Source organism: Stutzerimonas kunmingensis, from assembly GCF_900114065.1.
GTDB classification, from domain to species: Bacteria; Pseudomonadota; Gammaproteobacteria; order Pseudomonadales; family Pseudomonadaceae; genus Stutzerimonas; species Stutzerimonas kunmingensis.
On record NZ_FORS01000003.1, the window covers coordinates 535,657 to 548,417 of the forward strand.

General features: G+C 64.0%; 9 protein-coding genes. 2 read left to right on the forward strand and 7 right to left on the reverse strand.

Annotated elements, in window-relative coordinates; genetic code table 11:
* Positions 1 to 104: 104 nt before the first annotated feature.
* Positions 105 to 1,634, reverse strand: coding sequence for an AhpA/YtjB family protein (locus BM275_RS10480; protein ID WP_090521054.1), 1,530 nt, complete (start codon positions 1,632 to 1,634; stop codon positions 105 to 107).
* A gap of 202 nt (positions 1,635 to 1,836) precedes the next feature.
* Between BM275_RS10480 and serB the strand changes: the two genes are divergently transcribed.
* Positions 1,837 to 3,051, forward strand: coding sequence for a phosphoserine phosphatase SerB (gene serB / locus BM275_RS10485; protein ID WP_023444899.1), 1,215 nt, complete (start codon positions 1,837 to 1,839; stop codon positions 3,049 to 3,051).
* Positions 3,052 to 3,136: 85 nt separating this feature from the next.
* Here serB and BM275_RS10490 read toward each other — a convergent pair whose 3' ends face one another.
* The 6 genes from BM275_RS10490 to BM275_RS10515 form a co-directional block, all read right to left on the reverse strand.
* Positions 3,137 to 4,210 (reverse strand): NAD(P)-dependent alcohol dehydrogenase, encoded by a 1,074-nt coding sequence (locus BM275_RS10490; protein WP_041015879.1) that lies wholly within the window; start codon positions 4,208 to 4,210, stop codon positions 3,137 to 3,139.
* Positions 4,211 to 4,346: 136 nt separating this feature from the next.
* The gene (locus BM275_RS10495) at positions 4,347 to 6,413 is read right to left on the reverse strand and encodes a GGDEF/EAL domain-containing response regulator (RefSeq protein ID WP_023444901.1); all 2,067 of its coding nucleotides are present in this window, start codon (positions 6,411 to 6,413) and stop codon (positions 4,347 to 4,349) included.
* Positions 6,414 to 6,474: 61 nt separating this feature from the next.
* Entirely contained in the window at positions 6,475 to 8,313 is a 1,839-nt protein-coding gene (locus tag BM275_RS10500; RefSeq protein ID WP_090521057.1) for a molecular chaperone, read from the reverse strand.
* Between the two features lie 141 nt (positions 8,314 to 8,454).
* A complete protein-coding gene (asd, locus tag BM275_RS10505; RefSeq protein ID WP_042921831.1) occupies positions 8,455 to 9,348 on the reverse strand; it encodes an archaetidylserine decarboxylase in 894 nt (297 codons plus the stop codon).
* An 11-nt stretch (positions 9,349 to 9,359) separates the two neighbouring features.
* Positions 9,360 to 10,175 carry a rhodanese-like domain-containing protein gene (locus BM275_RS10510; RefSeq protein WP_090521059.1) on the reverse strand — a complete coding sequence of 272 codons (816 nt, stop codon included), beginning with the start codon at positions 10,173 to 10,175 and terminating at the stop codon, positions 9,360 to 9,362.
* Between the two features lie 47 nt (positions 10,176 to 10,222).
* Positions 10,223 to 11,737 (reverse strand): HDOD domain-containing protein, encoded by a 1,515-nt coding sequence (locus tag BM275_RS10515; protein ID WP_045666784.1) that lies wholly within the window; start codon positions 11,735 to 11,737, stop codon positions 10,223 to 10,225.
* Positions 11,738 to 11,903: 166 nt separating this feature from the next.
* Here BM275_RS10515 and motA point away from each other — a divergent pair, with 166 nt between their 5' ends.
* Positions 11,904 to 12,755 (forward strand): flagellar motor stator protein MotA, encoded by an 852-nt coding sequence (gene motA, locus BM275_RS10520; RefSeq protein WP_042921826.1) that lies wholly within the window; start codon positions 11,904 to 11,906, stop codon positions 12,753 to 12,755.
* Positions 12,756 to 12,761: the final 6 nt, after the last annotated feature.

Below are 12,761 nucleotides of genomic sequence, written 5' to 3' on the forward strand. Positions count from 1 at the left end.
CCCGGCCAGTGATCTGGTCGGGCTTTTTCATTTTCTCGGGCTGGTTGCGACTGCGGGCTCGACCAAAGGCCAACGGTCGTTTGATAGCGACCGTATGGCTTGCGTCAGTGGGTGCGGCTGCGTAGTTCGTGCATGCGCGTCAGCTGGCGTTCCAGCAACGAGGGGTATGGGTCCAGCAGGCGCTCGACGCAGCAGGCGCCTTCCGGGCTGGCAATCGGGCGGATTCGCGCGCGCTGCTGAATCAGCCGGTCCTCGCTGATGCTGCCCTCTACCAGCAGCAGGTTGCGGCTGTGCAGCGACATATCCAGCGCAGCTTGCGCCGGCTGGCTCAGCAGCAGGTCGCCCTGGCTCAGGTCGAACAGGCCATCGCCCTGGGTCAGGGCGAGCTGCAGTTGCAACGTGATGCCGCTGTCGGCGACGTCGATCTGCAAGGCATGGCCCAGCGCACGCATCAGTTCGCCACAGCAGATCGCGTGGGTGAGGTAGTTCTGCTCGTCGTCCTGGCTATGAAACAACATCAGGCTACTGCCATCGTTGAGCGTGTGCAGCTCGGCCTGGTAAAGCGTCGCGGCTTGTTGCAGGCAGTCTCGATAGCGTTGCAGCAGTTCGGTCAGGCGCGGCCGCGGCAAGCGGCGCAATTGTTCCTGCCCGCCGAGCTGGATGGCCAGCACGGCGCTGCGGGTAGGTTGCGGCGGGGTAGGAGGTTGTACGCTCGGGGTACCCAGTGACGGGAGCTCGAACGGGACGTCGTCGTCCAGCTGCTGCACGTCGTCATCAGCGTTCGCGGAAAAGCCGCGTGTGCGATGTGACTCGTCGTCCAGCTCGATATCGAAGCGCTCCGGTTGCGCTGCGGGGGATCGTGAGTCAATGCTGTGGTCGTCACCCTGGTCGAAATAGTCGTCGTCCAGTGCATCGCTCAGGTCAAGCTCCGCCTCGGGCTTCTCCGGCACCAGGCGTGCCTGCAGCTGGCGCGCAAGGTCGCCAATCTCGTCCTGCCGTCCGGCACCCGGGGCGGGGTCGTCCGGGTCGCGCAGCCACAGGCGCAGCTGCATCAAGGGCGTCGCCAATTGCCGGCCCAGGCGCAGGCTCAGCATCAGCGTCAACGCCAGCAGGATCAGGCTGAGTAGTCCCATGCTCTGCAGGCTGATGGTCATCGGCTGCTGAAACTGCTGCATGTCCAGGCTCACGCGCAGATGCCCGGCAATCACTTCCTGAAAGCTGATTGGTGTTGAATAAAGCCCGTTATCGTCCCCGAGCAGGCCCTGCTGAGGCCGGGTTCCGGACTCGGCGAGCACGCGATTGTCCACGCTGTAGATCGCTGCGTGAGCGACCAGTGGATTCTTCACCAGATTGCTCAGCAGCACGTTGAGGCTGAGGATGTCGTTGGCCACCAGCAGATCGGTGGCCGAGGCGGCCGTCTGGGTGACCAGGCTCTGGCCGAGGGCATCGGCCTGCTGCTCCATGGCATGCTTGAACTGCATGCCGATCACCCACGCGTAGATGATCAGCGCCAGCGCCACCAGCAGCAGCGTATGGCTGGCAATACGCAACACCAGCGGCACGCGATGCTGGCGTACTGCGCGATAGAGCATGAGGAAGAAGTTGTCTGGCTTTACGGATGCGGGCCGGTTCACAGAGCGCGGCTCTTCTCGTCGGGAAATTGCCGAGCAGTATACGGAAAGCACGGGGGGCGCTGAAGGTCTGCGACGGTAAGCTGACGAATTGCGTCCAGGGTCATCGTGGTGGAGCGCGATGTGCCTGCCGCGGGGCCTGTCCAGCGCGCTGGTCAGCTGATGTAGAATGCCCGCCTTCGTTGCCTGCCATGGGAGCTGCGCCTTGCGCGAAATCGTCCTGATCAATATCACCGGTGAAGACCGTCCGGGCCTCACCGCGGCCATCACCGGCGTGCTCGCCCAGGGTGGCGTGAACATTCTCGACATCGGCCAGGCGGTGATCCATGACACGCTGTCGTTCGGCATCCTGATCGAGATTCCGGATAACGAGCGCGCCTCGTCGGTACTCAAGGACGTCCTGTTCATGGGCTACAAGCATGACCAGCAGGTGCGCTTCACCCCGGTGGCCGAGGCCGACTACCAGCACTGGGTGGCCGGGCAGGGCAAGTCCCGGCACATCGTCACCCTGCTGACGCGCAAGGTCACCGCCGAGCAATTGCAGCGGGTCAGCTCGATCACGGCGAAGTACGGGCTCAACATCGACCATATCGACCGCCTGTCCGGACGCATGCCGCTGGACATGCCTGAAGAACTGGGCAAGGGCTGCATCGAGTTTTCGGTGCGCGGCGAGCCGGCCGATACCGCGGCGCTGCGCGCCGAGTTTCTCAGCGTGGCGCAGGAGCTCAATGTCGATATCGCCTTCCAGCGTGATTCGGTCTACCGGCGCAATCGCCGGCTGGCTGTGTTCGACATGGACTCGACGCTGATCGAGGCCGAGGTCATCGACGAGCTGGCCAAGGCCGCCGGTGTTGGCGAGCAGGTGTCGGAGATCACCGAGCGGGCGATGCGTGGCGAGCTGGATTTCCGCGCCAGCTTCAAGGAGCGCCTGGCGCTGCTGGAAGGCTTGTCGGAAGACGTGCTGGCGGACATCGGTGCCAGCCTGCGCCTGACCGAGGGTGCCGAAGTGCTGTTCGCCGAACTCAAGCGCCTGGGCTACAAGACAGCGATCCTGTCCGGCGGCTTCAGCTATTTCGCCAAGCAGCTGCAGGCCAAGCTCGGCATCGACTACGTGTTCGCCAATGAATTGCAGATCGAGAACGGCAAGGTCACCGGCGTGGCGGTCGAGCCGATCGTCGATGCCCAGCGCAAGGCGGATCTGCTGCGCCAGCTGGCCGAGCAGGAAGGGCTGTGTCTGGAGCAGACCATCGCCGTGGGTGATGGCGCCAACGACCTGCCGATGCTTGGTCTGGCCGGCCTGGGCGTTGCCTTCCGCGCCAAACCGCTGGTCAAGCAGTCGGCCAAGCAGGCGATTTCAACCCTGGGTCTGGACGGGATTCTCTACCTGCTGGGTTTCCGCGATCGCGACGGCACGGAATAAAGCGCGGCTGCAGGCTCGAACAACGCAAAGCCCCGGATCAATCGATCCGGGGCTCTAGTTTTGTCACTCATGCCTTGCAGTGTCTTCAGGGTTTGATCGCCACCTTCAGCACGCCATCGCGCTGATTGGCAAACAGGTCGTAGGCGTCGGTGATGTCGTCCAGCGCATATTGATGGGTGACCAGCGGGCCGAGATCGACCCGGCCCGAGGCGACCACATTGAGCAGTCGGCGCATGCGCTCCTTGCCGCCCGGGCAGAGCGAGGTGACGATCTTGTTGTCGCCAAGCCCCGCATGGAAAGCGCCGAGCGGAATGGTCAGGTCACTGGAATAGACGCCCAGGCTGGACAGCGTTCCGCCCGGCTTGAGTACTCGCAATGCGCTCTCGAACGTCGATTGCAGGCCCAGTGCCTCGATGGAGGCGTCGACGCCGCGGCCGCCGGTTAGCTTGAGAACCTCTTCCACCACATCGACATTGCGGAAGTTGAGCGTCACGTCCGCACCCATCTTCCGGGCGATATCCAGCCGCGCATCCACACCGTCCACGGCGATGATGGTGCCCGCACCGCGGAGCCTGGCGCCAGCGGTGGCACAGAGGCCGATGGGCCCCTGGGCGAAGATCACCACGATGTCGCCGATCTTGATATTGGCCGCCTCGGCGCCGGCGAACCCGGTGGACATGATGTCCGGGCACATCAGCACCTGTTCGTCGGTCAGGCCGTCCGGTACGGGCGCCAGGTTGGCCATGGCGTCGGGTACCAGTACGTACTCGGCCTGGGTGCCGTCGATGCTGTTGCCGAAACGCCAGCCGCCCATGGGCTTGTAACCATGGCAGGAGCAGCCGCCGTCCTGCGAGGGGAGGCCGTCCTGACAGGCGTAGGAGGTGAAGCTCGGGCAGATGGCCCCGGCGATGACGCGTTGACCTTCCTGGTAGCCCTTGACGTTGCTACCCAGCTTTTCGATGACGCCTACCGGCTCGTGGCCGATGGTCAGGCCGGGCGCGACCGGATACTCACCCTTGAGAATGTGCACGTCGGTGCCGCAGATGGTGGTTGTGGTGATGCGTAGCAGGGCATCGTTGGGGCCGATCTCGGGGATGGGCTTGTCCTGCAGTTCGATGCGGCCCGGTTCGACGAATACGGCAGCTTTCATCATGACCATGGTGCGGCTCCTCTTCGAGTTGAAGGCGTCCGGACACTCTAGCTCAGCGCTGCGGCTGGCCAGTGATCGTAGTCAAGCTGAGGTGGATTGTCTGGTGGCGTTGGGGCTGGCGGGAGGCTGCCAGCCCGGCGGCGCATCACTCCTCGTCGGAGGCGAAGTCGTAGTCCATCGACTGGCTCGGGCCCTGCAGATAATGGCCCTGGATGTAGCTGACGCCGGCTTGCCACAGCGTAGCGAGTACGGTCGCGCTTTCGACGAACGGTACGATGCTCTGCTTCTGCTGCTCGTGCAGTTCGGCGAGCAGGGCCTTGAGCGCTTCCTGGTTTTCCTGGCGGGTCAGATCCTGGGTGTAGGAGCCATCGACCTTGATGAACTCGGCATCCAGATGCTTGAGCGTATTGAATGGGTTGAGCACGCAGCCGAACTGGGCGAGCGCGGTGCGGCATCCGAGGCCGTTGAGTCCCTGGGCCAGCGCCTTGGCCGGTTTGAGATAGGCCACGGCATCGGCTTCACCGAACTCGAAGGCCAGCGAATCGCCTGGCAGGCGCGAAGCCTTGAGCACGACGCCGAGCCAGGGCAGCAGGCTGGGGTCCTGGATACTGGCGGCGGACAGGTGCAGGAACAGTCGCGTGCGATGGCCCTTGGCGCGGTGCTCGGCGAGCAGTTTGATGGAATTGAGAATGACCCAGCGGTCGATCTTGGCAGCCAGGCCGGCGTCGGCCGCGGTACTGAGGAACTCGTTCGGCGGGACTTCCACGCCCTGCGGATCGAGTAGCCGCAGCAGCACTTCGTAATGCTCGAAGCTATCGCCGCGCAGGCTGATGATCGGCTGGAACAGCAGGCGGAAGCTGTTGCTTTCCAGCGCCTGCTTGAGCATCGCGACGATGTCGCCGCGGTTGGCTGCTGCCGCCAGTTCGTCGGCCGGGTTGTAGAGCTTCAGCGCATTGCCGTCGCTCAGCTCATCGGCACAGCGGTGCGCGCGCTCGATCGCGTCTTGAGCCTTGGCGGTCTTCTCGTCGAGGCCGGCAACGCCGATGCTGAGGGTGGTTTGCACCGTGCGACCGCCGACATCGAGCAGTTGGCCTTCGACCTTGGTCAGCAGCTTGCGCAGCTCCGGTTCGGCCTGCTGCGGAATGACGCCGGGTTGCAGGACCGCAAAGACGTCATCGGCGAAGCGAGCCAGCTGGGCTTCGCCGGGGAAGTGGCCCCGCAACAGGGTGGCGAGCTGGTTGAGCAGCTGGTCGGAGTCGGTCAGGCCGATGTCTGCCTGCAGCGCGGCGAAGCGATCGACGCGGATATAGGCGAGGCTGGCGGGCTGACCGGCATTGATCGCGCGCTCTACCGCGGCGTCAATCACTTCGAGGAAGCTGTTGCGGTTGAGCAGGCCGGTTACCGGGTCCTGGCTGCTGATCTCGCGCAGCTTCTGCAGTTCGGCACTGTCGTTCTCGGCGCGGATCACCACCTGGATGCAGGGCTCGCCGTCATAGGCCGCCGGCGAGAAGTGCATGCGTGTCTTGAGCGTGTCGCCATCGGCGCGCACGCCGCCACAGGCCAGTTCGGCGCTGCCTTCCATGCTCTGGTAGTTCTTCAGGAAGGTCTTGAAACGGCTCTGGTCGGTGCCGCTGATCAGATCGATCATCGGCATGCCTTCCAGATCCTCCACGTCCTCGTAGCCGAACAGCTCGAGGTAGGCGCGGTTGGCGTAGATGTGCATGCCGTCGTGCACGTAGGCAATGGCGTCCACCGAACTGTCGAGCAAGAGCTGGCAGCGCTTTTCCGCTTCACGCAGGGCCACTTCGGCTGAACGGCGCGCGCGGCGCTCTTCGAGATTGGCCAGTTCGCGATTGGCCACCAGCAGCAGCCACTCGTCCTCACCCTGCGGCAGGGCATCTTGGGCACCGAGCATCAGCGCTTCGGTGATCGCTTCGGCGTCGTTGCCTGCGGTTAGCTGGAGGATCGGGATGTCCTTGGCCTGCCGGCGAATGGCGCTGATTGCCTCGCTGGGGTCGAGATTCTCGCTCTGCGGTGCGTTGATCAGCAGATCCCAGGTCTGTTTCAGCGCTTCGGCCAGATCGTCGCTGGAGGTCAGCCGATGCACCCGGGTCGCCTGTCCGGCATTGCGGAAGAGGCTGACCAGACGCTCGGCCTCGTTCTGCGAGTCTTCGAGAATCAGCAGGCGGATGGTTTTCTTTTGCAGGGCCATGGCAACAGCTTAAGTGCGCGCCAAAGCGGCGCGGGCAGGCAGGAATGCGAGAGTCGGCAATCTACAGCGACTTCCAGAGTGAGTCAAAATCTTCATCCCCGCCCGCAGTGTGGGTTTTCCAGCCTGTGACAGGCGTCTCTCGCTCCGGTGCGACCTGTCCCAGGGAGCGGTATTCGAACTGATTGTAGTTGCCGGTAGCCGCACGGCGTTGGTTCAGCACGGCGCGCTCTTCCTCGCCGTTACGGTTGATCTGAACCTTGTGCCCCTCCTGGAAAGGCAGGCGTGGCGCGATCAGGGTTGCCGGCTGGGAGATCGCGGCGATCTCCGGCAACAGAAGGGCGCGCAGGTACTCACTGCCCTGGTCGACCTTGCGCAGCAGGCGCAGACCACAGGGCTTGGCCTGCGGTGCGATCAGTTCGATGCCCAGCTGCGTGCTGCCGCCGCGTACCTGGCGAATCCAGCGCACCACGGCGACGCTCCAGGTTTGCCCGGTGTCTTCGCGCAGTCCCAACAGCTCGCCGGTCTGCAGCAGGCTGGGCACCTCGCCTTCCCAGGCCAGGCAGTAACCGCCGGGGCTATGGTCCACCAGCTGGACCTGATAGATCGGATGATCTTCGTTGCTGGTGGACTTACCTTTCGTCGATGCAGACACGGGTGCTCTGGTCGCTGGCGTTGCGCGTGAAACATCGGGTCTGACGAACTCGATGTGGTCGCTGTCCGGCAGGCGTTCGATGCTGTTGCTCTGTGCATCGAATGCGTTGGCCCAGACATCTGCGGCGCCGTTGTGCAGCTTGAACACGGCTCGATTCGAGGTGCCGGGCAGTTCGAGCACTTCGTTGAAGGCGCGCTGACCGGCGAGTTGATAGTGCAGCGCAGTCATGCCGATGCACAGCGCCAGCGTGCCCTTTGCCGGCGTGCGCTGGAAGGTTCGTTCGGAGATGGCGCCCCAGGCCGAGTTCAGGTGGCGCAGCAGATCGTCGTCCAGTCCTGCGGCGGCTGGCAGACGGCTCAGCCGGCGGTTGTCGGGCGCCAGGCGCAGGTGCTCATCGATCATGCCGACCAGCATCCGGGTATCGATGCCGAGCAGGTTCTGCTGATTTCTGTCGGGAAACAGCGAACGGTAGCGCGGCGGACCGTCCACCAGCGGAGACAGGAGGAAAAGGCTGCTGGCGGCGCTGGCTGCCTGGATCTGCGCCATTGCGCCCCAGGCCTCCAGTGCCGCGGCCAGCTTGACGATGCTCTGCTGACGCAACTGATTGCAGCGCGCGCAACCGAGCAGCAGCGCTGCGAGGTAGCTCTGCTCAGCGGTGAGATCCTTGGAGTATCGCGCCAGCGGATCGCGCAGCAGGAGGCGCTCGGTGCCATGCTCGACTGCCAGCTGATAGAGCTGGTGCAGTTCGAGCCACAACCCGGCAGCAGCCGGGCTGTAGAGCTGGGTGGAGCGGATCAGCAACGCGCCGAGGCTGTGAATGGCGCGTTGCAGCGCGATCGACAACAGTTGGTGACGATCGCGCTCGGGTTGCGAAACCACACGCACCACGATCAGCTTGTAGCCAACCGCGAGGTGATTCTGCAGCGCCTGGCAGAGACCGGCGACTTTGCGTGGTCGCTCGCTGAGCACGATGGGCTGGTTGACGAAGTGCTTTTCCAGCTGGTTGCAGACGAAGTGCACGTCCGGCCGCAGCAGTTCCAGCATCTGCAGGCGGGTTTCCGTGGCGATGCGCAGTTGGTTGAGTTCGATCAGCGCCTGGTAAAGCTGGCGCGCGGTTTCGCCTATGTTGGCTTTCGGCAAGCCGGCGAGCCAGCCGGTTACGCCGCGCACGCTGGCGTCGCAGAAGGACAGGGTCTGCCGGGTGGGCGCTGGTACGCGCAACAGCAGATGATGGCTCTGTCTATCCAAACGGTTGGCTCCGCGGCGGTCAGGGCATAATTAATGAGAACTCTATCAATATCTGCCGCAGCGGGCAGGACTGAATGATAGCTTCATGATATTAGCCGACGTTCGGCAGTTATGGGCTGCCGAACGTCGCTGGGGCGGGAATCAGAGGGTTTCGAGCGGGTCGGCGACGGTTGGGCTGAGCGTCGCCTGGCCCAGCGCTTCGCCCATGCACACGGGGCTCAGCGGCCCCAGTTGTTCAGCCCAGCGCACCTGTTCCGGCCCGAACAGCAGAATCACCGTCGAACCCAGCTTGAACCGGCCCATCTCGGCGCCTTTCTCAAGGTGGATGGGCGCACGCGCCGCTTCGTCGTAACGGAAGGTCTTCAAGGTACGCTTGGGTGGTGTGACCAGACCGGCCCAGACGGTCTCGATGCTGGCGACGATCATCGCGCCGACCAGCACCATGGCCATCGGCCCGTGCTCGGTATCGAACAGGCAGACCACCCGCTCGTTGCGCGCGAACAGCTCCGGCACGCCCTGCGCCGTGACCGTGTTGACCGAGAAGATGCGCCCCGGCACGTAGACCATTTCCCGCAGCGTGCCGCTGACCGGCATATGCACGCGGTGATAATCCTTGGGCGAGAGGTAGACCGTGGCGAACGCGCCGCCCATGAACGGAGCAGCGCGCTCGTGATCGCCGCCAAGCAGCTCCATGGCGCTGTAACTGTGGCCCTTGGCCTGGAAGATACGGCCTTGTTCTATCCGGCCCAGCTGGCTGATTGCGCCGTCGCAGGGGTTGAGGATGGCGCCCGGAGTCTGATCCAGCGGGCGGGCACCGTCTCTCAATGCGCGGGTGAAGAAGGCATTGAAGTGCTCGTAGGCCGTGGGCTCCTCGACCTGGGCCTCGCGCATGTCGACCTGAAAATGCCGGACGAACCACTTGATGAAGGTGTTCTTCACCCACGGCAGCCGGCACTCGGCCAGGCAGCCAGCCAGGCGGGAGATGAGGTGATGGGGCAGCACGTACTGGCTGATGACGAACAGGCGATCTTTCATGTGGGTCCTTTTCATTGCTGCACCGGTGTATCAGGCAGGTTGCCCCATTCGGACCAGGAGCCGGCATAGCCCTTGACGCGTGGGTAGCCGAGTGCCTTGGCCAGGAGGTAGGTGAGGCCGGAGCGATGATGGGTGTGGCAGTGGGTTACGACTTCCTTTTCCGGGACGATGCCCAGTGCCTCCAGCTGCTCGGCGATGTCCTCGCGGATTCGGAGGTCGCGAGCACGGTCCATGGCGGCGGTCCACTCGAAGTTGATTGCCCCGGGTATGTGGCCGCCCCGCGCGGCAAAGAGTTTTTCGCCACGGAATTCGGCCGGCGAGCGCGCGTCCCAGATCACCAGATCGTCTGCGCCGAGGCGGCTTTCGATGTGGCTGCGGGTCGCGATTGGGGCGGGGTCCAGCGTCAGGTTCGGCAGGCCGGGCGCCGCCTCGGGTATCTGCTGGGTCAGCGGTCGCGCCTCGCCGAGCCAGGCGTGCAGCCCGCCGTTGAGGTAGTGGTAGTGGTGATGGCCGACCACGTCGAGCAGCCAGATGAAACGACCGGCCCAGCCGCCGCCTTCGTCGTCATACACCACGTACACCGCGTCGTGCCGATGACCCAGTGCGCCGAACAATCGCTGCAGTTGCGCAATATCCGGAAGCAATCCCGGCGCTGGCGGCTGGCCGAGCTGGGTCTGTTTGGGATCGACGAAGCGAGCGCCCGGCAGGTGGCCTTCGGCATAACGGGCGGCGCTGGTCAGGTCGACCAGAATCAGCTCCGGCGCGTCCAGGCGTGCGGCCAGGTCGGCTGGCTCGATCACCAGCGGCAGGTTGGAAAAGGCAGACACGGCAGCCCTCATCTAGTCGTAGAAGGGGCGAAGTCTAGCGAAAAAGCTCAGACCCCGCGCCTGCTGAAGGTAGCCAATGCGCGCTCGATGCACTGCGTTGTTTTAGCGAATGTTTGCAGGGTAGTGTCGGAGAAGGGTGCGCCGTTCTGGTCGGAAACCACCAGCATCAGCACGCGCCCGTCGATGCCCAGCGAGCGCAGCAGCAGATGTTCGCCGCTGAAAAGCGCTTTCAGGCTGCCGGGCAGCAATGCCGAGAACTGTGCCATGTTGGCCGGCTGCAGGCGCAGCTGTGCCGGCTTTTCCAGCAGACGGCGCACGATCTGGCTCTGCTCGGGGGTGAGGGTAAGTCGCGCAGCATCGCTTGGCAGGCCGGCCGATTGCTGGGCGACCAGGCGGTTCTGCTTTCGGTCGAACAGCAACACCAGTGTGCGCTGCATGCCCGCGCAGGCAAGGGCTTGGCTGGCGGTAGCGGTCAGCTGCAAGACGTTGCTGAACGGCGTCGGCTCGCTGAGCAGGCGGCGACAGTGCTCGCGCCATTCGGCCAGATCGGCGTCGCTTGCTACCGGCGCAGCACGCAACACCTGAAAACGGGTACCGGTAGGCCACAGCAGGCCTTGAGCCGGATGCCAGAGATCGGTCCGGCCGATCTCCCGGGCGCTGGTCGCCGCCTGCTGGTGCACCATCTGCTGCAGATCGGCGAGCGACACCTGCAGATACAAACCGGCCAGGCGCTGCCAGCGCAGGCTGTGTACGCCGCTCCAGCTATGGTGCGAGGACAGTGCCAGGCCGTTGGCCAGCACGATGGTGTTGCTCGGCAGCGTCAGCCAGCGGCGCAAGTCGGGGTCGGCGTCGAGCATCTGCTGCTGATGCAGCGGGTGCTCGTTGTCGTGGGCAATATGCAGGGCCTTGATCAGGCGCCGCCGATCGGTGCCCAGCAGGCGATAACCCTGAATGATCCAGTCCGGCAGCCGCCAATGCTCAGCAAGCCTTAGGCACAGCTCCAGCAGGGATACGCCGAGCAGCTCGCGCTCGACCCTGCTGGCCGGCTCGCCCTTGACCAGTACCCGCTGCTCCCAACTGTCGAGCAGATGCGGATAGGCGCCTATCAGCGCCCAGGCGGGAGACAGGAACAGCAGGCTGCCCCAGTGAATGTCCTGCCACAGTCGTGCGAGGCGGGCGGCGAACAGTCCGTTGGCCTGCTGGCTGGCGTGGCGGCTGATTAATACCAGTTGCCGCAGTGGCTGCGGCATGTCGGCGGCCTCCATGGCCGGAATGCGCGCCAGCAGCGCTTCGGCGCGCTGCAGGCCGATGCGGCTGAGCGCGACCTCCAGGCTCTCGGCCGGCTGGCTGTCGCCGATGCCTCGATTGGCCTCCTGGATGAAACGCAGCGCCAGCACGGGGCTGTCCTGAATAAGCTCGGCGATCTGCCGCATCGACTTGCTGCTGTCGCGCAGCGCCAGTCGCACCTTGCCATGGACGCCGGCAAACGCGGGAAGGGGTGCATCGTCGAGAGCCTTGATCCAGGCGGGTATCGTGCGTGGCAGCGGAGGTGTGGTGGTCATGGCCGAACTAGCTTTTCATCGGGATGGCCTTTAGTCTGGCGCAAAAGTTCCGATAACCAGAACAATTCTTCCAACATTCCTTTCGCAAGGTCGTCTGGTGGCGATTCTGGGCGTTTATTTGCCCTTGATCCGGACGGCTCGTAACCAGGTTTTAGACGTACCTCCTATGGTCAAAATAATCGGGATTATCGTCGTGTTCGCCAGCGTGCTGGGCGGGTTCGTGCTCTCTGGCGGCAAGATCGGCGCGCTCATCCATCCGTTCGAGGTGATGATCATCGGTGGTGCGGCTCTGGGCGGTTTTCTGCAGGCCAACCCCGCCAGCACCACCATGCTGGTGTTCAAAAAATCGCTGAAGATGTTCAGCACCCGTTTTACCCATACCTATTATCTGGAAGTGCTCAGCCTGCTCTACTCGATCCTCAACAAGAGTCGTCGTGAAGGGATGATGGCCATTGAAGCTGACCTGGAAGATCCCGCCGCCAGTCCGCTGTTCAGCAAGTACCCGGGCTTCCTGCAGGACGAGCGCATGACCGCCTTCACCTGCGATTACCTGCGCATCATGTCGTCCGGCAACATGGCGCCGCACGAACTCGAAGGCCTGTTCGACATGGAACTGAACAGCCTGAAGGAAGAACTTGAACATCCCTCCCATGCGGTCGCCAAAGTGGCGGACGGCCTGCCGGCGATGGGTATCGTCGCGGCGGTACTGGGCATCGTCATCACCATGTCGATCCTCGCCGAGGCGGATAACGCGATGATCGGTTACAAGGTTGGCTCGGCGCTGGTCGGTACTTTCCTCGGTATTCTTGCCTCCTATGGCTTCTTCGGGCCACTGGCCGCGGCACTGGAGCACGACGCCAAGGAGGAGCTGAACGTGTACGAGGCAATCAAGGCCACGCTGGTCGCCTCGGCCTCGGGCATGCCGCCGACGCTGGCCGTCGAGTTCGGGCGCAAGGTCCTTTATCCGGCGCATCGCCCGAGCTTTGCCGAGCTCGAGCAAGCCATGCGCGGCAGCTAAAGGCTC

Bases quoted from the DNA above. Each gene is read 5' to 3' on its own strand.
- BM275_RS10490 (WP_041015879.1), bottom strand. From the start codon at position 4,210: ATGGTCATGATGAAAGCTGCCGTATTCGTCGAACCGGGCCGCATCGAA.
- asd (WP_042921831.1), bottom strand. From the start codon at position 9,348: ATGAAAGATCGCCTGTTCGTCATCAGCCAGTACGTGCTGCCCCATCAC.
- motA (WP_042921826.1), top strand. From the start codon at position 11,904: ATGGTCAAAATAATCGGGATTATCGTCGTGTTCGCCAGCGTGCTGGGC.
- BM275_RS10515 (WP_045666784.1), bottom strand. From the start codon at position 11,737: ATGACCACCACACCTCCGCTGCCACGCACGATACCCGCCTGGATCAAG.
- BM275_RS10495 (WP_023444901.1), bottom strand. From the start codon at position 6,413: ATGGCCCTGCAAAAGAAAACCATCCGCCTGCTGATTCTCGAAGACTCG.